The organism is Adhaeribacter terrigena, from assembly GCF_016623615.1.
In the GTDB taxonomy this organism is placed as follows: domain Bacteria; phylum Bacteroidota; class Bacteroidia; order Cytophagales; family Hymenobacteraceae; genus Adhaeribacter_A; species Adhaeribacter_A terrigena.
This window is the reverse complement of sequence record NZ_JAEHFX010000001.1, coordinates 511702-535732: the sequence shown is the minus strand read 5'-3', so window position 1 is coordinate 535732 and position 24031 is coordinate 511702. Positions and strand designations below refer to the sequence as shown.

The 24031-nt window shown below is 46.3% G+C and carries 23 protein-coding genes; 7 read left to right on the top strand and 16 right to left on the bottom strand.

The features are described from left to right. Window positions 1-148 precede the first annotated feature (148 nt). Window positions 149-616 carry a hypothetical protein gene (locus I5M27_RS02185; RefSeq protein WP_200504386.1) on the bottom strand — a complete coding sequence of 156 codons (468 nt, stop codon included), beginning with the start codon at window positions 614-616 and terminating at the stop codon, window positions 149-151. A 197-nt stretch (window positions 617-813) separates the two neighbouring features. On the opposite strand from I5M27_RS02185, the gene lysS reads away from it, so the two are divergent. Continuing rightward, window positions 814-2352: a lysine--tRNA ligase gene (gene lysS, locus I5M27_RS02180; protein WP_200504385.1), complete on the top strand. Its 1539-nt coding sequence runs from the start codon at window positions 814-816 to the stop codon at window positions 2350-2352. 257 nt (window positions 2353-2609) lie between these two features. Here the strand turns inward: lysS and I5M27_RS02175 are convergent, their stop codons facing one another. Continuing rightward, window positions 2610-3023: a YtxH domain-containing protein gene (locus I5M27_RS02175; protein ID WP_200504384.1), complete on the bottom strand. Its 414-nt coding sequence runs from the start codon at window positions 3021-3023 to the stop codon at window positions 2610-2612. 245 nt (window positions 3024-3268) lie between these two features. Next, window positions 3269-3799 (bottom strand): CsbD family protein, encoded by a 531-nt coding sequence (locus I5M27_RS18665; protein ID WP_317193538.1) that lies wholly within the window; start codon window positions 3797-3799, stop codon window positions 3269-3271. Between the two features lie 216 nt (window positions 3800-4015). Between I5M27_RS18665 and I5M27_RS02165 the strand changes: the two genes are divergently transcribed. Beyond that, window positions 4016-4243, top strand: a complete 228-nt coding sequence (locus I5M27_RS02165; protein ID WP_200504383.1) for a Kazal-type serine protease inhibitor family protein — start codon at window positions 4016-4018, stop codon at window positions 4241-4243. Window positions 4244-4274: 31 nt separating this feature from the next. Next, on the top strand, window positions 4275-4646 hold the full coding sequence (locus I5M27_RS02160) for a cupin domain-containing protein (RefSeq protein WP_200504382.1): 372 nt from the start codon (window positions 4275-4277) through the stop codon (window positions 4644-4646). Window positions 4647-5100: 454 nt separating this feature from the next. Here I5M27_RS02160 and I5M27_RS02155 read toward each other — a convergent pair whose 3' ends face one another. From I5M27_RS02155 to I5M27_RS02120, 9 genes are all read right to left on the bottom strand, one after another. Next, the gene (locus tag I5M27_RS02155) at window positions 5101-5919 is read right to left on the bottom strand and encodes an enoyl-ACP reductase FabI (protein ID WP_200504381.1); all 819 of its coding nucleotides are present in this window, start codon (window positions 5917-5919) and stop codon (window positions 5101-5103) included. Window positions 5920-6135: 216 nt separating this feature from the next. Then, window positions 6136-7788 carry a DNA repair protein RecN gene (gene recN / locus I5M27_RS02150; RefSeq protein ID WP_200504380.1) on the bottom strand — a complete coding sequence of 551 codons (1653 nt, stop codon included), beginning with the start codon at window positions 7786-7788 and terminating at the stop codon, window positions 6136-6138. A gap of 6 nt (window positions 7789-7794) precedes the next feature. Continuing rightward, entirely contained in the window at window positions 7795-8022 is a 228-nt protein-coding gene (locus tag I5M27_RS02145) for a hypothetical protein (protein ID WP_200504379.1), read from the bottom strand. A 210-nt stretch (window positions 8023-8232) separates the two neighbouring features. Further along, on the bottom strand, window positions 8233-9138 hold the full coding sequence (porD, locus tag I5M27_RS02140) for a type IX secretion system protein PorD (protein WP_200504378.1): 906 nt from the start codon (window positions 9136-9138) through the stop codon (window positions 8233-8235). Next, complete coding sequence (gene coaBC, locus I5M27_RS18860) at window positions 9131-9781, bottom strand: bifunctional phosphopantothenoylcysteine decarboxylase/phosphopantothenate--cysteine ligase CoaBC (RefSeq protein WP_394369076.1); 651 nt, start codon at window positions 9779-9781, stop codon at window positions 9131-9133. The genes porD and coaBC overlap by 8 nt, the downstream gene beginning before the upstream one ends. Next, on the bottom strand, window positions 9774-10331 hold the full coding sequence (locus tag I5M27_RS18855; protein WP_394369075.1) for a flavoprotein: 558 nt from the start codon (window positions 10329-10331) through the stop codon (window positions 9774-9776). Before I5M27_RS18855 ends, coaBC begins: the two co-directional genes overlap by 8 nt. Window positions 10332-10337: 6 nt before the next feature. Continuing rightward, entirely contained in the window at window positions 10338-10664 is a 327-nt protein-coding gene (locus I5M27_RS02130) for a DNA-directed RNA polymerase subunit omega (RefSeq protein WP_200504377.1), read from the bottom strand. A 59-nt stretch (window positions 10665-10723) separates the two neighbouring features. After that, window positions 10724-11545 (bottom strand): outer membrane protein assembly factor BamD, encoded by an 822-nt coding sequence (locus I5M27_RS02125; RefSeq protein ID WP_200504376.1) that lies wholly within the window; start codon window positions 11543-11545, stop codon window positions 10724-10726. Window positions 11546-11611: 66 nt separating this feature from the next. Further along, on the bottom strand, window positions 11612-13279 hold the full coding sequence (locus I5M27_RS02120) for an OstA-like protein (RefSeq protein WP_200504375.1): 1668 nt from the start codon (window positions 13277-13279) through the stop codon (window positions 11612-11614). A 416-nt stretch (window positions 13280-13695) separates the two neighbouring features. On the opposite strand from I5M27_RS02120, the gene tilS reads away from it, so the two are divergent. The 3 genes from tilS (at window position 13696) to I5M27_RS02105 (ending at window position 17427) form a co-directional block, all read left to right on the top strand. After that, entirely contained in the window at window positions 13696-15024 is a 1329-nt protein-coding gene (gene tilS / locus I5M27_RS02115; RefSeq protein WP_200504374.1) for a tRNA lysidine(34) synthetase TilS, read from the top strand. A gap of 83 nt (window positions 15025-15107) precedes the next feature. Continuing rightward, window positions 15108-15833 (top strand): hypothetical protein, encoded by a 726-nt coding sequence (locus tag I5M27_RS02110; RefSeq protein WP_200504373.1) that lies wholly within the window; start codon window positions 15108-15110, stop codon window positions 15831-15833. Between the two features lie 250 nt (window positions 15834-16083). Next, complete coding sequence (locus I5M27_RS02105; RefSeq protein WP_200504372.1) at window positions 16084-17427, top strand: DUF2252 domain-containing protein; 1344 nt, start codon at window positions 16084-16086, stop codon at window positions 17425-17427. Between the two features lie 206 nt (window positions 17428-17633). Here the strand turns inward: I5M27_RS02105 and I5M27_RS02100 are convergent, their stop codons facing one another. Beyond that, window positions 17634-19019, bottom strand: coding sequence for an FAD-binding oxidoreductase (locus I5M27_RS02100; protein ID WP_200504371.1), 1386 nt, complete (start codon window positions 19017-19019; stop codon window positions 17634-17636). Window positions 19020-19211: 192 nt separating this feature from the next. Here I5M27_RS02100 and mdh point away from each other — a divergent pair, with 192 nt between their 5' ends. Continuing rightward, entirely contained in the window at window positions 19212-20150 is a 939-nt protein-coding gene (mdh, locus tag I5M27_RS02095; protein ID WP_200504370.1) for a malate dehydrogenase, read from the top strand. Window positions 20151-20755: 605 nt separating this feature from the next. On the opposite strand, the gene I5M27_RS02090 is transcribed toward mdh, so the two are convergent. The 3 genes from I5M27_RS02090 to I5M27_RS02080 all read right to left on the bottom strand — a co-directional run bounded on the left by I5M27_RS02090 (window position 20756) and on the right by I5M27_RS02080 (window position 24026). Beyond that, window positions 20756-22138 (bottom strand): DEAD/DEAH box helicase, encoded by a 1383-nt coding sequence (locus I5M27_RS02090; protein WP_200504369.1) that lies wholly within the window; start codon window positions 22136-22138, stop codon window positions 20756-20758. A 193-nt stretch (window positions 22139-22331) separates the two neighbouring features. Then, window positions 22332-22988, bottom strand: coding sequence for a DUF6629 family protein (locus I5M27_RS02085; RefSeq protein WP_200504368.1), 657 nt, complete (start codon window positions 22986-22988; stop codon window positions 22332-22334). Window positions 22989-23126: 138 nt separating this feature from the next. Next, window positions 23127-24026 (bottom strand): rhomboid family protein, encoded by a 900-nt coding sequence (locus I5M27_RS02080; protein WP_200504367.1) that lies wholly within the window; start codon window positions 24024-24026, stop codon window positions 23127-23129. Window positions 24027-24031: the final 5 nt, after the last annotated feature.

Sequence of the window (24031 nt, the reverse complement as noted above, 5' to 3'; positions counted from 1 at the left end):
AACGGTAGGGTTTCGGGCCTGAAAAGTCTGAACAAAAAAACCTCACAAGCCTGAAAAGAGCTGTGAGGTTTTTTTATTTAATATTCATAAAAGCCACCCGGTTTCCCGGTTCATTAACGATTATTCATTAATCACTAATAATTAACCATTACTGGCTGCTGAATTTTTCGATCTGAACGCCTTTAGCGCCGGCAATCTGCAGGGCTTCGGTAATTACAATTTTAATGCGGTCCAGAATTCCCTGGTGACCTTTGAATAAAGCCAGCACATTTTCCGGCACATCTTCGCCCGCGGCCGCTTCCTGCATGGCGCCGGCCTGCTCGATCATGTAGCACATGGCTTTAATTTTAGGGCCGCGCACGGTTACCTTGGGCGAACTGAATTTGATCACGCCTTTATTCAGGTGCTCGGATATCAGTTCTTCTTCCGAAATATTTTTTTCCGAAAGTTCTAAAAGCCGGTTGTAACTGTCCTGGTGCAGAAATTCTTTCATCATCGGTTCCAGCATGCCTTTCACTTTCGCGTCTGAGATGTGGTGGGCGTACGAAATTATATTAAATAGCCAGTTCAGCGTGCCGTCGTTCTCTTCGAAAATTAAAGTTACTTCACTTTTCATAGTTCATTTTTGGTTTAAGGCTATAAACGGGAATGAGTCGTTTTAGATTTGTTTCCCGGTTTTTTCTTCTAAAAACATAGCGTTTTCCTCATATACTGAATTTACCCGCGAATGGTTATAAAACGAAAAAATTGCCATAATCCGCAAATAAATTCGCATTTTTGCGGATTAAATTACTTTTAAACCAGATATCTAAAATGCAGCTAAGCGAACAGGAATTACGCCGCCGCCACGAACGGGAAGCATTGCTCGAAATGGGCATCAACCCTTACCCTTCCGAATTATTTGACGTTACGGCCTCGGCCAAAGAAATAAAAGAGAATTATAAACCGGAACTCAACAACTTCCAGGAAGTAAGCCTGGCGGGTCGTTTAATGAGCCGCCGCATTATGGGTAAAGCTTCGTTTGCCGAACTCATGGATAGCAGTGGCCGCATTCAGCTTTATATTTCCCGCGACGATATTGCGCCCGGTGAGGATAAGGACCTGTACAATACCGTATTCAAAAAAATGCTCGATATCGGCGACTTTATCGGCATTAAAGGCTACGCTTTTACCACCCAGGTAGGCGAAATTTCGGTACACGTTACGGAGTTAAAAATTTTAACCAAAAGCCTGAAACCGCTGCCAATTGTAAAAGAAGCGGTAGACGAAAACGGCAACAAAGTAGTTTACGATGCTTTCTCCGATCCGGAAATGCGTTACCGCCAGCGTTACGTAGATCTGGTAGTGAACCCGCACGTGAAAGAAGCTTTCATTAAGCGTACCCAGCTCACCAACTCCATGCGCGAGTATCTGAACAAGCGTGGTTATTTAGAGGTTGAAACGCCGATCTTACAACCGCTTTACGGGGGTGCCGCCGCGCGTCCGTTCAAAACGCACCACAACACCCTGGATATGACTTTGTATCTGCGGATCGCGAACGAACTGTATCTGAAACGTCTGATCGTAGGTGGTTTTGATGGCGTGTACGAGTTTTCCAAAGATTTCCGGAACGAAGGCATGAGCCGTTTCCATAACCCGGAATTTACGCAGGTTGAGCTTTACGTAGCCTACAAGGATTATTACTGGATGATGGACCTGGTAGAAGAAATGGTAGAAAAAATTGCCATGGACCTGCACGGAACTACCGAGGTAAAAGTAGGCGAAAACATCATCAATTTTGCCCGCCCGTGGAAACGTTATACCATGTACGAAGCCATTGAACATTTCACCAAGATCGATATTTCGGAAATGGATGAAGCGGAAATGCGTGAAGTTGCAAAAGGCCTGAAAATAAACTTGGATCCGAATATCGGCCGCGGCAAGATCATAGACGAAATTTTTGGTGAGATGTGCGAGCCTTACCTGATCCAGCCAACGTTTATTACCGATTACCCGGTAGAAATGAGCCCGCTGGCTAAAAAGCACCGCGACAAACCAGGTTTGGTAGAACGTTTCGAAGCAATTTGCAACGGAAAAGAGATCTGCAACGCATTCTCGGAACTGAACGACCCGATCGATCAGCGGGCCCGGTTTGAAGAGCAGTTAGAGCTTGGCAAACGCGGCGATACCGAAGCCATGTTGCTGGACGAAGACTTTTTACGGGCCCTGGAATACGGTATGCCACCAACCGCCGGTTTAGGCATCGGCATAGACCGCTTATCCATGATCATGACGAATTCAAACTCTATCCAGGATGTATTGTTCTTCCCGCAAATGAAGCCGGAAAAACAGGCGCAAGCCCAGGAAGAATAAGCAAAACCGTATGGTTTAAACGCAAAAAAGTCCCGTTTTAAAAACGGGACTTTTTTATTGCTTAACTAACTCTTTTTCAGATCAATTGAAGACTGAATTTTAAACACTCACTTCATTTTACTTGTTCTTTCGAACCTGTATTTCCGTTCGTTTTCTATTTAAAATTCACTTATCAACTAATTCTTCTTAAAACTAGTTAAGCAATTATACTTTATTATACGGGCATTTAATGCCCGGGGTTACAAAAGTAACTTCAATTAGCTGTTGCTGATGGTAGAACCACCGCCAGCCGATGAACCAGTATTACCAGCAGTGCTGCCAGCTGAACCAGACGAAGCAGAAGATCCGGTTGAACCGGAAGCAGCGCTACGGCCAGTATTAGAACCAGCGTTAGCGGAACCAGTATTAGAACCAGTCTGCGAATCGCCACCTTTGTTCATACCTAACATAGAAGTAGCCTGATCGATCAAGCCGCCGGCATTCATGCTTTCCATTTTAGCCATTCCTTCCTGCAGTTTTTTCTCCAGATCTTTGCCCAGTTTAGAAGCTGATTTTTTCAGGCTGTCGCGGGTAGCGGTACCGCTGTCCGGAGCCATTAATAAACCGGCAATAACTCCGGCACTTGCACCGGCTAAAAGCGCTAAAATAATTTTTCCGCTATTGTCTTTCATAGTATTATAAATTTATAGAGTTGATTTTTATTTCTGATTTGTGCAGCCTGCATTACAAACTGCTCCAGTAATTTAACTTAACGTTTATTGATATATTAAGTTTTATTAATATGTAAATTTCTGAGTTTTTATCTCCGGAAACCTACCGTTTTACAAAGTGTTGAACGCTTAAACATATAGTTTATTATATATTTAAGCAAACAATTTCCGGCTTATTTTTTCCGCCGGAAAAAAGTTTGAAAAAATTAAGCCAGACTGTTGATCCAGCGAACCAGTTCGCGCTTCGATTTGCCAAGTTTGGTTTCCAGGTTACCCAGAAATTTATCTTCCTGCCCTTCCAGGTAAGCCAGATCCTGATCGGTAAGAGTGCCGTACTGAGCTTTCATTTTTCCTTTAACCTGATCCCAGTTTCCCTGAATCTGCAGGCTGTCGCCAGAACGGGCAAGGCCCATACTTTCCATTTTATTCATTGCCACCCGGAATGTTTCGTCCATCTGGTCGCCTAAACGCATGGCACTTCTTTTTAAGCTGTCGATGGTGCTTTTACCGCTTTCAGGAGCCATCAGCAAACCGGCAATTACGCCTGCGCTGGCTCCGGCCAAAGCAGCCATCCAGATCTTATTGCTGCTGTTGCCATTATCGGAAAAATATTTTGTTTTCTTCTTTTTAGAAGCGCCAAATGCCCCGGTACCATATTTTGTGCGATTGGTATCGGCGTTGGCTGCGTTTTCGTATCTCACTTTTTTACCGCCTTTATTAAACTGTCCGCTGTTCATAATTAGATTTTTAGAATGGTGAAAGAGATGATTAGAGGATATAAATTATCTGCCAGAAACGGCCATTTTTTTCGTAAGTTGGCTATACGGCAAGGTTCGATTTTAGTTAAATTATTTCAGGCAAGTCGGAATCTAATCCACAATTATGGCCCGGTTTTTAAACGTTCCGTTAAAAAAATAGTTTAAACCGTATATTTGAAAAAACAACCTGATCCTATGAATTCACTTTTAAAACCTATCGTTCTGGCGCTTCCGCTGCTCCTTTTACTCTCCTGCAAAACCACCGAGAAAACTACCTGCATCGATCCTGCCAAAATAAACCCCGACGGCATCTGCATCGAAATCTACGACCCGGTGTGCGGTTGCGATGGTAAAACCTACGGCAATTCCTGCGTGGCCACAAATGCCGGCGTAACGTCTTACACCAAAGGCGAATGTAAATAATGGGTTTTTAACCTTATAGAATTACCGATATATGGCTGATAAAAAATTCCTGCTGCAAACCAAACCATTCCTGGTACCAACTACCGACGGCAAACGCATTGAAGAGCATTTCGGACTGGCCACCACGCACACTTCTGCTTACAGTGTAGCGCACATGCTGGCACCACCGCACTGGGGCGAACCTTTTCAGAAACCGGAATTTGACGAAGTAACCCTGGTTTTGCGCGGCAAAAAACGCATTGAAATGGACGAAGAAACCATAGACCTGGGCGAGCGCCAGTCAATTTTAATAAAAGCCGGAACCCGCGTACGCTACTCCAACCCATTCGAAGAACCCTGCGAATATGTTTCGTTCTGCGTGCCCGCTTTCGATATTGCTACCGTAAACCGGGAAGATGAATAATGTGCTAATTTTTTAATGTGTTGATATGCTAATTGGGAAATGAGGCAAACGTGGAAATGAGTAAAGGAGGGATATGGAAATGAGAAAATTGATAAATGAAGATAACTGGCGCAAGTGTTAAGCGTTAGGGTCACTTGTGACTATTCATTTCAGAAAGTCTTCAGACTTTCATGGATACTCTCCTTAATATTTGAAGCTCTGGATTGGAATTTACGCAAGTCTGAAGACTTGTCGTAATTTAAAGGTACAAGTGACGCTTTCGTTTAACACTTGCGCCAGAAGTGTAAAAACGGTATCAGTTATAGTTGAAAAAGTGCTATCAGCTAATGAGGTTCTCCGCTAAGGCTCAGGTGACATCAAATAAATTAAAACAAGAAAGGCCTCCGAATCACTTCAGAGGCCTTTTTATTACCGCGATGCCGATACCACATCAGCACATTAAAAAATTAGCACATTAACTTTTCGGGCTGATCATTTCAACAATATCTTCCGTGATTCCGGTCGAAGAGAAACCACCGTCGTGCATTAAGTTCTGCATGGTAACTTTGCGGGTCAGATCCGAGAACATCATGATGCAGTAGTTGGCGCAATCTTCGGCAGAAGCGTTACCCAGCGGGCTCATCTTGTTCGCATATTCAAAGAACGCATCAAAGCCGCCTACGCCGGAACCGGCCGTGGTCATGGTCGGGCTTTGCGAAATGGTGTTTACGCGTACGTTCTTCAGTTTGGCAAAGCGGTAACCGTAATTGCGGGCAATGCTTTCCAAAACGGCTTTGGCCTGCGACATATCAGTATAATCCGGGAATACGCGCTGCGCAGCAATGTACGAAAGCGCTACGATCGAGCCCCATTCGTTCATAGCATCCTGCTTTTCGGCTACGGCCATCATCTTATGGAACGAAAGGGCCGAAATATCCAGGGTTTTCTGGAACCAGTCGTAGTTCAGATCGCCGTAGCTTTTGCCTTTGCGGATGTTCGGGCTCATGCCAATGGAGTGCAGCACAAAATCAATTTTGCCACCCAGGATCTCGGTAGACTTCGAGAAAAGGTTTTCAATGTCTTCTACCGAAGTAGCATCGGCCGGAATGATCTGGGCATTGCAGGTTTCGGCCAGTTTGTTTATTTCACCCATCCGCATAGCCAGCGGCGCATTGGTCAGCACAATTTCAGCACCTTCTTCGTGCGCTTTTAAAGCCACTTTCCAGGCAATAGATTCTTCGTTAAGGGCACCGGAAATAATGCCTCTTTTTCCTTTAAGCAGGTTATAAGCCATAGTTTGGAGTTTCGTTATTCGTTGTTGGTAAAGCGCAATCAGCCACGCAAAATATAATCCTGCAATATTGTGAATTAAGCTGAAAGCTGAAAATCTGAGCCCATAAATTTGCCCGAAACACTATGGTTTTTGCCTGAAAAAGTACGAAAACAAAAAACCTCACAGGTCACAAAGACCTGTGAGGTTAATTCCGAATAACGAGTAAGGAGAAACGATTTACAGGGCCAGCAATTCCTTTGCGCTCTGATACGCATTGGTGCTTGGATTGGCGCCGGCAATCATCTGGGCAATTTCTTTCACGCGCTCTTCTTCGCTTAACTTCCGGATGTTGGAAACGGTGCGGTCGGCACGGTCTTGTTTATAAACGAAGTAATGTTCGTTGCCCTGCGCGGCCATTTGCGGCAAATGCGAAATGGCAATAAGCTGGTGTTTCTTGGCCATTTGCTGCATCATTTTACCCACTTTCACCGCAATTTCGCCGGAAATACCCGTATCAATTTCGTCGAACACAATGGTTGGTAACGCAGTTTTATCGGCTAATAAATATTTTACGCAAAGCATTAAACGCGAAAACTCCCCGCCGGAGGCCGCTTTGCTCAGCGTTTGCGGCTGCGCGCCTTTGTTGGCACTGAAGAGAATCGAAACCAGGTCCAGGCCGGTAGCGGTTGGAGCTACTTGCTGGTGTTCGATTACAATGCGGGCGTTCGGCATGCCCAATTCAGAAAGTAAACTATGAAGCTCGCTCTCAAATTTCGGGAACACTTTTTTGCGGCTTTCCGATAGCGTTTTGCCGGTTTGCTCTACTTCGGCAGCCGCCGCTGTCATTTCCTTTTTGGTTTTCTCGATGGCCGCATCCAAATTATGAACGCCGCTCACTTTACCCGCCAGATCTTCTTCAATTAAGATCAGTTCGGCCACCGTTCTAACCGAATGTTTACGCTGCAACGTGTAAAGCAGGTTCAGGCGGTCCTGAATTACTTCCAGGCGTTGCGGATCGGCTTCGGTTTTGCGTTCGGCAGTTTCCACTTCGGCAGCAATATCGTTCAGCTCAATTAAGCTGCTGTCCAGACGCTCTTTCAAAGCCTGAAAACTTTCGGAATAAGCCGCCACCTGCCCCAGTAAATGCGAAGCATCTTTCATGGCCAAAACCACGTTCATTTCGCCTTCGCTTAAATATTGTAAGGCTTGCGAGAGCTTTAGTTTTATTTCTTCGGCGTGTTCGAGTTGCTTTAGTTCGCTTTCCAGTTCTTCCTGCTCGCCGTCGGTTAATTTGGCTTCTGAAAGTTCGTTCAGCAAAAAGGTATGGTAATCCAGCTCTTTGTTGCTCTGCGCCAGTTCGGCTTCCAGTTTTTTAAAAGCCGCTTCGAGTTTTTTGTAGTTTTTATATACCGTTTGGTAGCGTTCCAGTTCCTTCTGATTACCAGCATATAAGTCCAGAATATTCAGCTGGTAAGCCGAATCGCCAAGCTGCAGCGTATCGTGCTGTGAGTGAATATCCATCAGGAAAGTACCAACTTTGCGCAGGCTTTCCAGCGTTACCGGCGTATCGTTTATAAAAGCTCTCGATTTTCCGGTAGGCGTAATTTCGCGGCGCAGAATACAGGTAGCATCGTAATCAATATCTTCGGCGGCGAAAAGCGGTTGAAGCTCATAATCGGCCACGTTAAAAACGCCCTCGATCACGCATTTCTGTTCGGTATTGAAAAGCAGTTTAGAATCGGCGCGGTTCCCCAGCAGCAAACCAATGGCGCCGAGCATGATGGATTTACCCGCACCGGTTTCGCCGGTGATCACGTTCAGCAAGGGCGAAGGCTGCAGTTGCAGGTTCTCTATTAAAGCGTAATTCTGTATTTTTAAATCAACAAGCATGTAATTTCAGCAAAGCGTTTCGAAATCGTAAACCAATTCCTGTATCTCTCCCAGCCCGAACGTATGCAAACGTTGCCGGTAATCTTTAATACACAAAGATACATCAGAAAATTCGTTTACTGTGCCGTGAAATACGCGGCTATCCGTTAAAATAAGCTGCACGTCACGATGTCCGATCTCAGTCCGCTTTTCGGCCAGATTTTTCTGAGAAATACGAACCTGCCGCTTGCCCATTTTTTATAATTTGGAGATTTAAAATTTTGAAGATTTGGAAATGGATTTCCGGTAAATAGTTTAAAGCTTCTGTCTTTTGAGGCAAAGACCAGTTCATAAACGCTATGCTTTTAACCCGAAAAAGTGCTAAAAACAGCTTAACCCGATAGAAAAAAAATATTTCATTTGGAAAGGATCATCTTCAAATTTCCAAATTTTCAAATCAAGAAATTACCGCATAATCGTCTGGTACCGGGCCGTATTGGTGGGATCGATCTCCGAAAGCAAGGTAATAGCTGCTTGTTTATCGGCCGGTGAGGCGCCTTTCATCACGTTGATGATCTCATCGGTTTTCGCTTCGAAAAAATCCCGGATCAGGGCCGCACCGGGTTTCAAACGGGCCGACTGCTGAATGCCGCGCAAGGCCGTGAGAATGTTTACCCTGGCTTCTTCCGGTTTGGTCATGTAAATATCCATGCCTTGCAAATGGTAGCTGTAAAGCGCATTTCTTACCGATTCCATTTGCGGATCCTGCAGGCCGTTTACTACCCAGTAGCGGTTACGGGTGCTTTCAAAAGCTTTCCAGCCGGGATTATTCTGCCCCTGCGCCACCACGTTGTTCATCACGGTTACCGCCCGGTCGTACATTTTCGAACCACCTTTCAAGGCATAGGTATCCATGTCCATACCAATAAAGGTGTAGGCATAAAAGGAAAGCAAAGAAGCTAAATTGGAAGTGAAGGTATTTTCGGAAAATTGCAGCGGCTGTGCATCGTTAAATTCGAAACTCCAGTCTTTATCGATGTGCGAAAAAACCACCGTTTCGTAAGCGGTACCATAAACCGGCCGGCTCGAAAGCGCCTGCACCGTGGCTTTGTAAGTCCCGATCTCGGGCATGGAGGTAATGGTTATGAAAAGCTTGCAGTTAATGCGTTCTTCCAGCTTATACACGTCGTTGGTCCAGCGCGTATTGTTCATAAAGTTGAAGATCTGGTTCCGCATTTCGGTAAAGATCCGTTTGTTGGGCACCTGCTGCAACTGTTCGGTATTTACGGTAATCTCGCAATTCAGCTCCTGGGCCTGGGTTTGCAAACCCATTCCCAGCAAAAAGAAAACCGCTGCTAAAACTTTACGCATACATTCTTTCTATTATCGTCCGGACAATATCCTGCGCTACCGCCGTTTTTGCCTTCAGTTCAAAGTTCGTTATTTTATCGCGCTCCACAATACTGATCTTGTTGGTATCGTGTTTAAACCCGGCGCCGGCATCCTGAAGCGAATTCAGAATTACCATATCCAGGTTCTTCTTTTGCAGTTTCTGCTGCGCGTGCGCCAGTTCGTTGTTCGTTTCCAGCGCAAAGCCCACCGCAAACTGGCCGGGCTTTTTCTGTTTTCCGAGCGTAGCCGCTATGTCTACGTTCTTCACCAGCTCAATACTAAACGAATCAGAATCCTTTTTTATTTTGGTTGCGGCGGCTTGTTTTGGTTTGTAATCGGCTACGGCCGCCGCAAAAACCCAGATATTTGCCTCAGCCGCATATTGCTGCACTTCGGCAAACATTTCATCAGCCGTCATTACCGAAACGGTATGGATCTGCGGGTGTAAAGTCTTTAAATTCACCGGCCCGGAAACCAGCGTAACATCGGCGCCTGCATCCGCAAACGCCTCGGCCAGCGCAAATCCCATTTTCCCCGTTGAGTGATTTCCGATAAACCGCACCGGATCGATCGGCTCGTAAGTTGGTCCGGCCGTGAGCAATACTTTTTTTCCCTTAAGCAATGTGCAGGTCGGTAAAATGTTGATACAGCATTTCCACAATTTCTTCGGGCTCCGCTAACCTGCCCTGCCCTACCAAGCCGCTGGCCAGTTCGCCAAAACCTGCTTCGATCATATAATTGCCGTAGCTTTTCAGCTTGTCAAAATTGGCGGTTACGGCCGGGTGGCGGTACATATCCAGATCCATGGCCGGGGCTACAAAAACCGGGCACCGAGCCGATAAATAACAGGCTGTCAGCAGATTATCGCATAAACCGTTAGCCATTTTAGCTACCGTATTGGCGCTGGCCGGCGCAATGACCATGGCATCGGCCCAAAGGCCTAATTCCACATGGTTGTTCCATTCGCCGCTTTCGTTTTTCACAAAATCGGTTAGCACGGGGCGTTTGGAAAGCGTAGCCAGCGTGAGCGGGGTAATAAAGCCAGAAGCAGAAGTGGTCAGGATCACCTGCACTTCTGCTTCTGCTTTTACGAGTAACCGCACCAGTTGCGCCGCTTTATACGCCGAAATGCTGCCCGTTACGCCCAATAAGATCTTTTTATGCCGAAGCATACCGTATTATAAAGAAGGCGTTTCTTCCTCTTCTTCCGGCATGCGGAACATCACTTTGCCTTCCATAAATTCTTCAATGGCCAGAATGGTAGGCTTTGGCAAACGCTCGTAGTATTTCGAAATTTCGATCTGCTCGCGGTTTTCAAAAACTTCTTCCAGGTTATCTACGGTAGTTGCAAATTCGGCCAGTTTCGAGTTCAGCTCTTCTTTCAGTTTTACCGAGATCTGGTTTGCTCTTTTCGAGATAATTGCCACAGACTCATACACGTTGCCGGTTTCTTTCGCGAATTCGGCCATGTTGCGGGTAATAATTGAAGCAGGTACGTTTGCCATATATATGTTTATTTAAATGCTTAATTAAAAAATGGTAGGCTTTCCGGCCCAAAAACTTACTATTCCTTTGCCGACGAAACCCGGAGCTTTTCCAGCTGGCTTTGCGAGGCAGTATAAAATCCTTCGGCAGTACGCAAATATTTGCTCTTCGGATACTTATCTACAAAACCCTGGTACAAGCCCACTACATCGTAATACCGGTCGCGCTGTTTCTCAGCCACGCTTTCCCTGGCCAGGTTATACTGCGACTCGATCTGGTAAAAGGCGGCTTCTTCGTTAAATTCCGAAGAAGGATAATTGGTCTGGAAGTTTCCTAAGGCCACAACGGCCGACTGGTAGCGGCGCAGTTGGTGGTATAATTTGGCGCTTTCGAAGGCTTTCACTTCCAGTTTTTCGTTCAGATCGTCGTACATCTGGTTCGCTTCATCCTTATTTTTGCTCTGCGGGTAGCGGTTCAGAAACTCCTGAATAGATTCCAGCGCGGTATATGTGCTGGTCTGGTCCAGGTCGAAAGAAGGCGAATCTTTATACAGCGATTTGGTGTGCAGGAACATGGCATCTTCGGCAAATTCGCTGCGCGGGTAGGTATCGTAGAAATTGCGGAAGTAATACGCACTCAGCACGTAATCGCGCTGAAAATATTGGGTGTTGGCAAATAAAAACTGCGCTTTCTCCGATTCCGGACGGCCTCTTAAAAGGGGTATCAGTTCTTCGAGTAAAAGTCCGGCTTTATAATAATCTTTCTTCTCGTAGTATTTCAGGGCGGCTTCGTATTTTTTATCTACGCTGTCGCTCTTCAGTATCTTCTGAAAATCGGAACAGGCGGTAAAAACCAGCGCTGCTGACCAGAAAAGAAGTATATGAAAAATTCGTTTGTTCATGAGGGCGCAAAAATAGCGATTATCTTTCAGATTTCCCAAGATAACGCCGTAAGCAGTTTGGTATTGTTAAGGTTTCTTGCCATTAGCCGCTTTTTGAACCTTTTTAGCCTCGCGTTTAGCCTGGCGTTGCTCCTTACGGGTAGGTGCTTTCGCGGGAGTTGTTTTAGCAGGAGCAGCCGGTTGTTTCACTACCACTTTTTTGGGCAGCCTTGGCCCCACTACCATTTCGCGCGTAGGTTTTTCGGCAATGAGCCACTGGTAACCATCCAACCGGGTTTCTTCCGGGCTGAGTTCGTGCGGCGGAATAAAGCGGGCTACGGGCTTATCCAGAAAGGAAATGCTCTGCAGTTTATTTTCCATGAACTGGATCATCATATCCGAGCAAATGGCGCGGTTCATACCCGTTACCGCCGTATCGCCTTCCAGTGCGTAATAAATGCTTTCGGAATTGCCGTTCACGTTTACCCTTCTAATGGCATCGTTCTTAAAAAAAGCGGTCATGTCGCGGCCTTTCACCTGGTTGTAATTCCGGAGGGTGTCTTCCGAAACTGAAAACGCATCGGTAAACATTTTCATGGTGTGCAGTTTTTTGTCGCGGATAAAAAGCTGCATGTGTTTGGCCGTAAGCTGGTTTTTACCCGACCATAAAATAGGCCGCGTAAACATATAGATCACCGAATCTTTCTGGTTATACGTCAGCGAATCGCATTTGCCCTGCAGATCGGTTTTAAAGATCCGCACGTCGTGGTAGGCATAGATCATGCTCGCTTTGGCCGTATCTTGCGATTCTTCCGAAATCAGAATATCGGCCGACATATAAAGCGTATCGTTTTCCATGATATTCTCCAGTACCGGGCTGCCGGTAATTTCGGCGCGGCCGGTATTCTGCCAGTATTTGGCCCGCTGCCCTTTAATTACCACGTTATCGGCTTTGGAAGTCATGCGCACGTTGCCGTCGGCCTGCCCGTATTTGGTATTCTGGTTGTAGAATAATTTATCGCCGCCCAAGAGGTATTTTTCCGTCTCGATCATGGCATTCCGCTCAAAATTCGAAACTTTGGTAAGCGTGTTGTAATTCCCTTTTTCGGCGTAAATTTTCCCGTCTTTGCCGTTTATGGTGGTGGGCCCGTTAAAATAAGCAATTTTGGTAACGGTGTGGTAAAGCAGGTCGTTGGTGGTGATTAAATAATCCGGCGAAGTAAGCACCACGTTCTGGGTGAAGTGGAACATTTTGGTATTGGTATTATAATCGCCGGTCTGGCTCGTTAAGTTATTAGTACCGTCTATAATGGTGCCGCCTTCGTTGTAAAAAGCCGTTTTACGGTCCAGGTCATAATCTAAATTCGGGGTGGTTAAAGTCATGCGCGGGTCCTGCAGCACCACGTTGCCCCGCAGTTTCGCCCGCCGGGCATCGCCGTCGTAATAAGCCGTATTGGATGTAGCCGTTACCGAATCGCCCTGCGTAATGCGCACGTTCCCAAAAGCTTCCATAGCATTCTGATCGGCATATTGGTACGCTGAATCGCAATACATATACGTATCCTGCTGTTTAAAAACCACGTTGCCGAGCAATTTACGGATCTGACGCCCATTAAACGTGCCGCCTTCCAGCGCATCGGCGCGCAACAATTCTACCTTCTCCGGTTTGGGCTTCGGCTGACCTTGTTGCGCCCAAACCGAAAAGCCCGGCATGGTCAGAAAAAACAGAAAAAGCAGTACTTTCGTGATCTTCATTTAAACTTTAATAAAGCGGGCAAAATTAGCATAAAATACCGGCATTGCCGAAACGCAGTTTTCAGGCCGAAAACCATAGCGTTTTAAGCTTGAAAAATCAGTAGCAAATTAAACGCTATGGTTTTAACCGAAAAAAGTGGTGGCAGGTTTTTAAACGCAGTTTCGTCTGAAATACATAAAGGGAGAAAGGAATATATTTTCACCGTAAGATTTAAGCCAATCCCTTATTGCGTCATTCCGAGCCTGGCGCGGAAACTAACGTGGAATTACAAGGAAATTTTGAGCGAAGAGCGATAAATTCCTTGCAGGTTCGATACGCGTTAGTTCCTTTGACAAGCTCTGGATGACCGAAAATTAAATTGATCTCAAAAGAAACACGAAAGTTTCAGCACATTACCGCATTAGCGCATTAACCCATGCTAGAAAAAATAGCTTCTTATATAAAAGAAAACAAACTGGCCGAAGCCAGCGCGAAAATAATTGTAACCGTAAGTGGTGGCCTCGATTCCGTGGTTTTAGCCGACGTGCTGCACAAACTCAAATACGAAATTGCGATTGCGCACTGCAACTTCGGGTTGCGCGGCGAAGAATCGGAAGCCGATGAACTGTTCGTAAAAAAACTGGCCAAAAAATACGAAGTGCCGTTTTACTCCGAGCATTTTTCCACCCAGGCTTTCGCCGATGAACACGGACTTTCCATCCAGATGGCGGCCCGGCAACTGCGTTACAGCTGGTTCGAAAAACTGCGCCAGGAACTTGGTTTCGACTTTATTGCCACCGCCCATCACCAGAACGACACGTTAGAAACTATTCTCCTGAACCTCACGCGCGGCACCGGTCTGGCGGGTTTACACGGCATTCCGCCAAAGAATGGCAACTTAATTCGTCCGTTGCTTTGCATGGCCAAAGACGATCTCTACGATTATTTAGTGGAAAACCGCCTGGCCTGGCGCGAAGACGCGAGCAACGAAACCACCAAATATCAGCGCAACCTGCTGCGCCACGAAGTAGTGCCGGTGCTCAAAAAACTAAACCCGAACCTGGAAGAAACCATTTTCCAGACCTCCGAACGCATCCGCGGCGCCGAAGCCATTTTCGAACGCTATGTTTCCGAAGCAAAAAACCGGGCCGTGAAAGAAACCGACGAAGCCACTTATATAAATGTACCGGAACTGGAAACGAGTTTATCTTTGGCTACCGTGCTGCACGAACTGCTAAAACCGTATCATTTTCCCTTCGAAAAGTCGAAGCAAATTGCCGCCAACCTGCACAATGCTTCCGGCACGCAATTCGATTCGCCGACGCACCACCTGGTAATAGACCGCGAACAACTCGTAATTACGCCCAAAGACCTGCGCCAGTTTGCCTCCTACGAAATTTCCGAAACCGACACCGAACTGCAGGCCGATAACTTCACGATCAAACTAAAACGTGTTCCCGCCGAAGGTTATAAAATTCCGAAAGGCAAAAAAGTAGCTGCCCTGGATGCCGCTTTGCTGCAATTCCCGCTCAAACTCCGCCCGTGGCAGGAAGGCGACTGGTTTGTGCCGCTCGGCATGAACGGAAAAAAGAAAATCAGCGATTTGCTGATCGATCAGAAAGTGCCGCTTAATTTAAAAGCCAAAGTTCTGGTGCTGAGTTCGGCGCAAAGCATTGCCTGGGTGGTTGGCTTGCGGCCGGATAACCGATTTAAAGTGAGTGAGAAGACGGAGGAAGTTTTGGAGGTTTGGTTTGAGAGGAAGTGATAATAGCTTGTTAAAAACAAACCTCTTTACTGTAACATCCTTTGTAAATAATGGTTATTATTACAAAAATTTAATACCAAATTATGAAGCTGTTTGCCACTCGTACTCTACAAGTAATGATTCTCCTGTTTATAGGGAATATATTAGGAGGCTGCTTGCGTCAAGATTGTGATCCACAAAAAAAGCCTTTATTAAGCGTAACGGAAAGAAGCTTTATTCCCAATCAACCTGGTGACAGCCTGCACTTTCTGGATGATGCTGGGAATAAATATTTCCTGGTTTGTAAAAACAAAGAAATATCGCCTGTAACCTATGTGCCTCTCGGGCATGAAAACACGCCCTGCGAATCAATTTATGAGACTTGGGATAAAGTTACCGCCCATTTCGAAGGAAATATTACAAACGACCAGAACCAACCTATTTCGCTTGAAGCCCGCATTGAAAGTGGCGACAACCCAAATGATCCGGAATTCAATCGCCCTTGCAAATCGAATTATAAATGTTCTTTCTACCTTTTTTTTAAAATTTCACAACAATTCAATAACGAACAAATTTATTTAGGAAAAACAGAAGAAAGCTTATACCCAATAATCGGCAATTTTAATTTTATACCGCAAATCTCGTTTAACGGGCAGCAGTTCCATAAATTAAATACTGCCAGCATTTCCGACAGATGCTCCAGTTATAAACCTTACCAGGGAGGCTCTATAAACAGTCCGCTTGGCCTTGACAGCGTTTATTATTCGGCAGTGCATGGTCTGGTCCGGCTTACAACTGTTAGCGGCAAGAAATACCAGCGGGTTTTGTAATTCAAACCGCTACCCTTTCCCCACAAAAAACCGTAACCTTAACCAAACCTTTCTCTCATGAACCTGCAAAACGAAAAGCGCAATTTAACCCAAACGATGATCGGCTTGCAGAATTAAAAGACAATCAATATCTTACAAATAATAAAAGAAGGCGGCAATTAATTGTCGCCTTCTTTTATTATGCTCATCTTTTTAAAACCTTTGCCTGAACAAGCGGTTGAAAATAAGGAACTTGTATTTCCATACTGCTATGAAAGTAAAACCAGGAAATGAAGGCAAAAAGCTTCGGCAGAAATTAAAAAGAAACGAACAGGGCACTTTTAAACTGCCGCCAAACCGTCCTACAATCGCGGCTTTTATTAAGGCCGACAATGTTGGCCGCCTTCAGAACCTGGTTCCGATCAGGCACGCCCGGATGAGCAAATCGCCTTTTACTTTTTACCGCGCTACGGCTTCCGTAATGGCTTACGATCTGGCCTTTCAGCCGCACACCAAGGTAAATGTACAGGCCATCGGCGATGCGCATTTAGCGAATTTCGGCGGTTTTGCCACCCCCGAACGCAGCCTGATCTTCGATGCCAACGATTTCGACGAAACGAATCCGGCTCCCTGGGAATGGGACCTGAAACGCCTGGCTACCAGCTTTGTGCTCGCGGCCCGGGAAAAAGGCATTGGCGAAAGTACAACCCTGGAAATTGCCCGCAATGTTTCTAAATATTACCGGGAAAGCATGCAGGAATTTGCGGCCATGAACATACTGGATCTGTGGTACATAAAATTCGATCTGGAGGGAATTCGCGACATGGCTAAAGTTAAAAGGTCAAAAAAACAACTGGACAAATTAATTAGCAAAGGTCAGAAGCAATCTATCCAAAAAGAGCTCTATAAAATGGCCATCAGCTCATCCGGTAATTTCGTGATCAAAGATCAGCCGCCCCTGGTTTATCACCCCTTTGATATTGATAAGAGTCGGAAAATGATTGAAGGGTTCTTTAAAAAATACGCAGAAACCCTACAGTCAGACAGAAAATGGCTTTTCAACCAATACAAAATGGTAGACCTGGCCATGAAAGTAGTAGGCGTAGGCAGCGTGGGAACGCCCTGTTTTGTGGCTCTGCTGATGAACAAAAAAGACGAGCCGCTTTTTCTGCAGATAAAAGAAGCCGGCGAAAGCGCTCTGGAGCCCTTTACCGGTAAAAGCATTTACAAACACCATGGTCAGCGGGTGGTAGCAGGGCAGCGGCTGGTGCAGGCGGCCAGCGATGTTTTTCTGGGGTGGAGTACCGGGCCGGGCGGAAGACAATTCTATGTACGCCAGCTGAAAGACAAAAAAATTTCCCCCGATATAGAAACGTTCGACAAGGCAGTTTTAAAAGGTTACGCCAAACTATGCGGCAGAATGCTGGCCCGCGCCCACGCAAAAACCGGACCTTCATCCCTTTTAGCCGGTTATATGGGGAAAAGGGAACAATTAGACATGGCGATCGGGAAATTTGCAGTGGCTTATGCCAACCAAACCGAACGTGATTTTGCAGAATTTATGAAAGCAATAAAGAGCGGTAAACTCAAGGCCTCTTTTGAGCTGCCGGATTAAAGATATTTAAAAGCGAATTTCAGTTACCAAGAAAGCAAACAACGATTAGTAATAATGCTGATGATCAGTAAAATCCGCTTTTAAGTAATTTTAGCCCCGAAAAACGCTATCCTTTTCCCTTCAAAAACTACTTCTTAATAATAAAGTAAAAGCCACCTATACATATTAGGTGGCTCATTTTATATTCAAACAGAAACCATATTTTCTCAGCTTACCACCAACGGCTTAATATTCTGGTTCACCCGGAATAAATTATCAGGATCATACTTGGCCTTTATTTTCTCCAGCTTTTCATAATTTTTGCCGTAGGTTGCCCGGATCCGGTCTTCCCCCTCTTCCATCATAAAATTAACATAAGCGCCACCGGCTCCAAACGGGTGTAGCGCCTTGTAATAATCCCGGGCCCAGGAAACCACTTTATCTTTATTGGCCGGGTCCGGGTCTACGCCCACAATTACCTGCGCCCAGGTTGCCTCCCGGAAATTCCAGGCCATATCAGAAGTGGAATGTTTATGCACGGCACCGTTTATCGGGTAAAGGTGCATGGTAGAGAAAAGCGAAGGAAATTTTGCGGCAAACTCTAAATGCTTTTCAATGGCTTCATCCGGTAAATCATTCACGAAATCGGCTTTCCAGTACCATTGGTAGCCCGGCGGGTAAAGCGCATCGAACATGCTTTGCAGCGCCGGGTGCGGAATCGGGCCTACAAAGTCAATAGCAGGCTTTTTAAATTCACGGATCGGTTTGAAAACTTTTTCGGCTTCAGCCAGCTCGCCGGTATAGCACCACACAATGCCGCACATGGTTTTGGTATGATATTCCTGCGGAAAGGGTTCTACCGGCGGCACTTTCAGGAAAGCAAAAAAACCGTTGAGGTCTTCCGGCGCATCTTCAATAAAATCGCGGTACCACTGCATCACTTCTTTGGCTTCGCTTAATTCCCAGATCATTGGGCCGCTATAAGTTATATCTACCGGGTGAAGTTTAAAATGAAAAGCCGTAACCACCCCGAAATTCCCGCCACCACCCCGGATCGCCCAAAACAGGTCTTCGTGGTTATCTTTATTTACCTGCACAAAACTACCATCGGCCAGTACCATGTCCGCTCCCAGCAAATTATCGATGGTGAGCCCATATTGGCGGCTCAGATGCCCTACGCCTCCGCCCAAAGTCAATCCGCCAATGCCGGTAGTTGAATTAATGCCGCTCGGCGTTGCCAAACCGAAAACGTGCGCCGCATGGTCAAAATCACCTAACGTACAACCACCTTCTACCCAGGCAGTTTTTTCTTCCGGATCAATACGGATTCCTTTCATGCGCGAAAGATCGATCACCAGGCCGTCGTCGCAGGTTCCCAAACCGGGACCGTTGTGCCCGCCTCCTCTTATAGCCAGCAACAAATTTTGCTCCCGGGCGAAGTTCACGCAGTAAATCACGTCCGCCACGTTTGCACAGCGCACAATATAGCGTGGGCGTTTGTCGATCATGCCGTTATAAACTTTGCGGGCTTCGTCGTAACCGGCATCGGTAGCCTGAATTAATTCACCCCGCAACTGAAGTTTTAGTGCTGCAATTTCTGGTGCATCCTGCATGGTTTGGTTCTTTAAGAATGGAATAACTGCTTTATCTTAAAAAGCGACTTAACCACCAGATTGTTTAGAAAAACGCTATCCTTTTCCCCTCCAAAACTCCTTCCAATTAAAAAACACAAAAAACTCGCACCGGTATTGGTTTTTTTCTAATTTTACCCAACCGAAATTATTACACTTAAAAACCTGATCATAATGAAAGTAACCGTAGTTGGCGCCGGTAACGTGGGCGCAACCTGTGCCGATGTTCTGGCCTACCGCGAGATCGCGAACGAAGTAGTTTTAGTAGACATCAAAGAAGGGTTCGCCGAAGGCAAAGCGCTGGATATCTGGCAGAAAGCTCCGATCAACCTGTATGACACCCGTACCACCGGCGTAACCAACGATTACAGCAAAACCGCTAACTCCGACGTAGTGGTGATCACTTCCGGCCTGCCGCGCAAACCTGGCATGACCCGCGACGACCTTATTTCTACCAATGCGGGCATCGTGCGTTCGGTTACCGAAAACGTGATCAAATATTCTCCGGAAGCCATCATCATTGTGGTTTCTAACCCGCTCGACGTAATGACTTACGCCGCGCATTTAACTTCCAAACTGCCACGCACGAAAGTGATGGGTATGGCCGGTATTCTGGATACGGCCCGTTACCGCGCTTTCTTAGCCGAAGAACTGAACGTATCGCCTAAAGATATCCAGGCGGTATTAATGGGCGGCCACGGCGACACCATGGTTCCACTTCCACGTTACACTACCGTTGGTGGTATTCCGGTTACGGAGCTGATCGCGGAAGATAAACTGAACGCGATCATCGAGCGCACCAAAAACGGCGGCGGCGAACTGGTAAAACTGATGGGTACTTCTGCCTGGTATGCTCCGGGTTCCGCAGCTGCACAGATGGTAGAAGCCATCGTACGTGACCAGAAACGCGTATTCCCGGTTTGCATTAAACTGGAAGGCGAATACGGCATTAACGGTACTTATTTAGGTGTACCAGTAGTATTAGGCAAAAACGGCATAGAAAAAGTGATCGAACTGCAACTAAACGACGAAGAAATGGAGCTGTTGAAAGCATCCGAAAAAGCCGTTCGCGAAGTGATGGACGTCCTGGACAACATGCCGGTTAACGCTTAATTAAGATCGTTCGAGTTTTCGATATTCGATTGTTCGATAAAATAAAAAAAGCAGCTTCGGAAACGGAGCTGCTTTTTTTGTGTTTATTACCCCACCTAAATCCTCCCCTAATTCAGGGAGGACTTTTTACGCAATAACGTGAAATAACCACCCCAGCCCCCAATGCCGTCAACTTAAGGGAATCCATAGAAAATTATTGGGTCATCCCGACCTTGGGAGGGAACTAACTCGTACCGAACCTGCAAGGAATTTATCGCTCAGTCGCTCAAAATTCCATTGTAATTCCGCGTAAGTTTCTTCGACAGGCTCAGAATGACCCAATAATTTTCTATGGATTCCCTTAAGTTGACGGCATTGCCCCAACCCCTCCTTGAAAAAAGGAGGGGAGCTGCTGCGCTGCAAATTTTTAAGTTCAGTGTTTTGTAGTAAGCTAATAAAAACGCTATGCTATTAAGCACAAAAAGTCAAAAGCAAGAAAATTCATTGCCGTCTGCTTTAGCTGACAGTTTTCAAACTCCCCTCCTTTTCAAAGAGGGGTTCGGGGGTGATTAAATCACATTATCCGATCAAAGTCCTCCCCTGAATTAGGGGAAGGTTGGGTGAGGTCACTTCACCAAACTAACCTTGAATTTCTTCCCTTTAATTCGCCCTTGCCCTAACTTTTCTACAATCGCATTAGCCTGTTTCTGCGGAACGGCCACATAACTAAAACGCTCCAGCACTTCGATTTTCCCGATCTGCTCCATTTTCAACCCGGCTTCGGCAATCAAAGCGCCTACAATATCTCTGGGGCTGATCTTGTCTTTTTTACCGGCGGTAATGTGCAGGGTAGTAAAAGCTGCGGTTTGCGTTTTCGGCTTGGAAACGGCTGCCATGCGCTGGAATTTGGAAACCGGCAGCCATTCATCGATTTTCACCTGCGGCCATTCCCGGAGCTTCATTTCGTCTTTCTCGGTGGCCAACGTGTACACCACGCCGCTTTTTCCGGCCCGGCCGGTGCGGCCACTGCGGTGCAGGAACGCTTCTTCGTCGTGGGGAATTTCGAAGTGGATGATGGTGGTTAAGGCGGAAATATCGAGGCCACGGGCGGCTACATCTGTAGCTACCAGAACCGGAATGGTGCCGTTGCGGAACAGCATCATGGTTTTGTCGCGGGCGGGTTGTTCCATGCCGCCGTGCAAAGGCTTTGCTCCTATTTTTTTGGCTTGCAGGAAATCAACCAAACCATCTACGGCTTCGCGGGTATTCACGAAAATTACCGTTCCTGCATGGTCGAAGCTGTTGAGCAGGTTTACCAGGATCGTTTCTTTCTCTTCCGGCTTCACTTTCAGCCCTGAAAAGTGGAGCTGGTTTGGATTTGCTTTTTGGGAAGCTTCCAGCATTTTGGGTTTGTTCAGCGACCGCACCACGAGGCCTTTCACTTTATCGGGCATGGTGGCGGAAAACAAAATGCTCTGGCGCTTCTTGGGCAGATTCCGCATCAGTTGGTCGAGTTCTTCCTGAAAACCCATTTCCAGCAATTTATCGGCTTCGTCTAAAACCAGTTGTTTTAAGTGCTTCAGTTCAACGGTCTGGCGGTTCAGATGGTCTACAATCCTGCCGGGTGTACAAACCAGCACTTGCGGCGGGAAAGCCAGCGAAGCGGTTTCTTCGGAAAATTTATGACCGCCGTAAAAAGCGCCGATCTTTAAATTCCTGATTTGCTGTCCGTAAAGTTTCAGTTCTTTCTGCACCTGCACGGCCAGTTCACGGGTAGGCACAATTACCAGCGCCTGAATCTGCTGCAGTTCCGGTTGAAGTGCGTTTAATATAGGCAAACCATAAGCTGCTGTTTTGCCGCTTCCGGTTTCCGCCTGACCGGCTACGTCGCGGCCTTCGAGCAAAATTGGAATAGCCGTTTCCTGAATGGGCGTGGGCGTGTGGTATTGCATTTCCTGCAAACGTTGCAGGAGCTCGGGTTTCAGGTTCAGATCCGCGAAAGTGGTCATAAAAAGGTGCTTAAAAGAACGCAAAAGTACGGATAAATTATTGGATGTCCGGTTTACGACTTTTTCCCCTGAAAACGATAGCGTTTTGAACAAAAATCTGGTGAAGGTTCTGGTAACTCACCTGTTTTTTAGTTTTTCAGCCCGGAACCATAGCGTTTTAATAACCCGGAGCTGGTAACTTTAAGTCAAAAGATCAGGCCAGCGTATTATCCGTTTTCTTCATTTCCAGTACTGCCCAAAGCACAATTATACTCATGCCGGCTGCCAGAAAACACCATACCGAAACTACTGCCTGGCCAAAATAATGTTCGCTGATGAGAAAGGAAAGAGCCAGGTAAAAACCAAAAAAGTTTACGCTTCTCCGGCTGGAAAATAACGTTGGAATAACCGTTGGAATAAAATACAGCAAACTGGCCCCTTTAAAAAGATGACCGGTAAAACCCAGCGCATAATGAATGTGATGATCTTTTATGGCAGGAAAAACGGTATGGCTGAAGAGGAAAAAACCGGCCAGTACCGCAAATAAAACCCCCAGCACCGAAAAGCCGGCCAGCAGTTTTTTCACGTTTTCGCGGGGCTCCAGGAGCCAGACCGAAACCGGCATCCAGACGGGCCAGACGAGCAAGGCAAATACCAGGAAAATGTAAGCAAAGGTGCTGCGGTAAATTTCCCAGCCGGGGCTTGAAAACGACAGCCATACAAAACCTTCGGAGAGTTGCTGAAAGGCAAAAAAGATGGGAATTGCGGCAAAAAGGCGGTGTTTCCGGTTACTGCATTTGCGCAACGAAATTACGCCAATGGCTCCTAAAACAGCACTGGCCCCAAAACTTGCTTCCGCAGAAAAACACATTTTTCGCCTCCTTTCAATCGGTTTAAACCGGATTAAATTAAAGCGTGCAAGTGTTTAGCCGGAAAAGTTCACGTTCAAAAATAAGCCATACTCTTTAACTCAGGCAGCTGAATTTAGTTTCGGTAGCCGGGGTTAATCTTACTTTTGGCTGGCGCGGAAAAGTTTTTGTTTTTCTTCTTTGGTCAGGCTTTCGTAGCCCGACTCCGAAATTTTATCGAGAATGAGGTCTATTTCTTTCTGGTCGGGACGAACGCTGGCAGAACCTGAATTGGTGCTTCGTGATCTGGACCCGGCCGGGTTGAAAGTAGCTTTCATTTTTGGGCGGCCGGCTGCCAGGTTACCAAAAAAATCGCCGATGGCATGAATGGGTTTACCCAGATCGGTGCCTTTTTGCAGCTGTTTGATAAAAAGAAACCCGATAAGCGCACCGCCAATGTGGGCAATATTGCCGCCCGCATTATCGCCCACGGCACCGGAAATAGACAGAATTACCAGGAAGGCGGCAATGTATTTGATGCGTACCGGACCAAGTAAGATCAGGTTAAAGGTATAGTCTGGCAACAAGGTAGCAGCGGCTAAAATAATGGCTAGCACGCTGGCCGAAGCCCCGATCATGACCGCAGTGGCTGCCCGCATTTCGAAATAGGGTACCAGATTATAGAAAAGCAGATATAAAACGCCGCCGGCCAGACCGCCTAAAATATACAGGCTCACCACTTTTTTATTGCCCAAGTATTCGCGCACCAAAAACCCGAACCAGTACAGATTCAGCATGTTGAAAATGATGTGCAGGAAACCTTCGTGGGTAAAAAAGTAAGTAAAAATGGTCCAGGGTTTAAATAAAAACCGCAGAATATGCGCCGGAAGCCCCAGATTAATGGTTACCAGTTCGTAAATAGAGCCGTAACCTACCAGGAACGAAATGGTGCGCAGCAAAATAAGCGTAACGAACACGATCACGTTGATCAGGATCAGTTTGGTTACCGCGTTGCCGCCCTGCGTAAAAGCATGCTTTATATCGTCGAAGATCGAAGTCATAGAGG

What these genes read in the sequence shown, in the direction of transcription:
- I5M27_RS02185 (WP_200504386.1), bottom strand. Translation starts at nt 616, where the DNA reads ATGAAAAGTGAAGTAACTTTAATTTTCGAAGAGAACGACGGCACGCTG.
- lysS (WP_200504385.1), top strand. Translation starts at nt 814, where the DNA reads ATGCAGCTAAGCGAACAGGAATTACGCCGCCGCCACGAACGGGAAGCA.
- I5M27_RS02175 (WP_200504384.1), bottom strand. Translation starts at nt 3,023, where the DNA reads ATGAAAGACAATAGCGGAAAAATTATTTTAGCGCTTTTAGCCGGTGCA.
- I5M27_RS18665 (WP_317193538.1), bottom strand. Translation starts at nt 3,799, where the DNA reads ATGAACAGCGGACAGTTTAATAAAGGCGGTAAAAAAGTGAGATACGAA.
- I5M27_RS02165 (WP_200504383.1), top strand. Translation starts at nt 4,016, where the DNA reads ATGAATTCACTTTTAAAACCTATCGTTCTGGCGCTTCCGCTGCTCCTT.
- I5M27_RS02160 (WP_200504382.1), top strand. Translation starts at nt 4,275, where the DNA reads ATGGCTGATAAAAAATTCCTGCTGCAAACCAAACCATTCCTGGTACCA.
- I5M27_RS02155 (WP_200504381.1), bottom strand. Translation starts at nt 5,919, where the DNA reads ATGGCTTATAACCTGCTTAAAGGAAAAAGAGGCATTATTTCCGGTGCC.
- recN (WP_200504380.1), bottom strand. Translation starts at nt 7,788, where the DNA reads ATGCTTGTTGATTTAAAAATACAGAATTACGCTTTAATAGAGAACCTG.
- I5M27_RS02145 (WP_200504379.1), bottom strand. Translation starts at nt 8,022, where the DNA reads ATGGGCAAGCGGCAGGTTCGTATTTCTCAGAAAAATCTGGCCGAAAAG.
- porD (WP_200504378.1), bottom strand. Translation starts at nt 9,138, where the DNA reads ATGCGTAAAGTTTTAGCAGCGGTTTTCTTTTTGCTGGGAATGGGTTTG.
- I5M27_RS18855 (WP_394369075.1), bottom strand. Translation starts at nt 10,331, where the DNA reads ATGCTTCGGCATAAAAAGATCTTATTGGGCGTAACGGGCAGCATTTCG.
- I5M27_RS02130 (WP_200504377.1), bottom strand. Translation starts at nt 10,664, where the DNA reads ATGGCAAACGTACCTGCTTCAATTATTACCCGCAACATGGCCGAATTC.
- I5M27_RS02125 (WP_200504376.1), bottom strand. Translation starts at nt 11,545, where the DNA reads ATGAACAAACGAATTTTTCATATACTTCTTTTCTGGTCAGCAGCGCTG.
- I5M27_RS02120 (WP_200504375.1), bottom strand. Translation starts at nt 13,279, where the DNA reads ATGAAGATCACGAAAGTACTGCTTTTTCTGTTTTTTCTGACCATGCCG.
- tilS (WP_200504374.1), top strand. Translation starts at nt 13,696, where the DNA reads ATGCTAGAAAAAATAGCTTCTTATATAAAAGAAAACAAACTGGCCGAA.
- I5M27_RS02110 (WP_200504373.1), top strand. Translation starts at nt 15,108, where the DNA reads ATGAAGCTGTTTGCCACTCGTACTCTACAAGTAATGATTCTCCTGTTT.
- I5M27_RS02105 (WP_200504372.1), top strand. Translation starts at nt 16,084, where the DNA reads ATGAAAGTAAAACCAGGAAATGAAGGCAAAAAGCTTCGGCAGAAATTA.
- I5M27_RS02100 (WP_200504371.1), bottom strand. Translation starts at nt 19,019, where the DNA reads ATGCAGGATGCACCAGAAATTGCAGCACTAAAACTTCAGTTGCGGGGT.
- mdh (WP_200504370.1), top strand. Translation starts at nt 19,212, where the DNA reads ATGAAAGTAACCGTAGTTGGCGCCGGTAACGTGGGCGCAACCTGTGCC.
- I5M27_RS02090 (WP_200504369.1), bottom strand. Translation starts at nt 22,138, where the DNA reads ATGACCACTTTCGCGGATCTGAACCTGAAACCCGAGCTCCTGCAACGT.
- I5M27_RS02085 (WP_200504368.1), bottom strand. Translation starts at nt 22,988, where the DNA reads ATGTGTTTTTCTGCGGAAGCAAGTTTTGGGGCCAGTGCTGTTTTAGGA.
- I5M27_RS02080 (WP_200504367.1), bottom strand. Translation starts at nt 24,026, where the DNA reads ATGACTTCGATCTTCGACGATATAAAGCATGCTTTTACGCAGGGCGGC.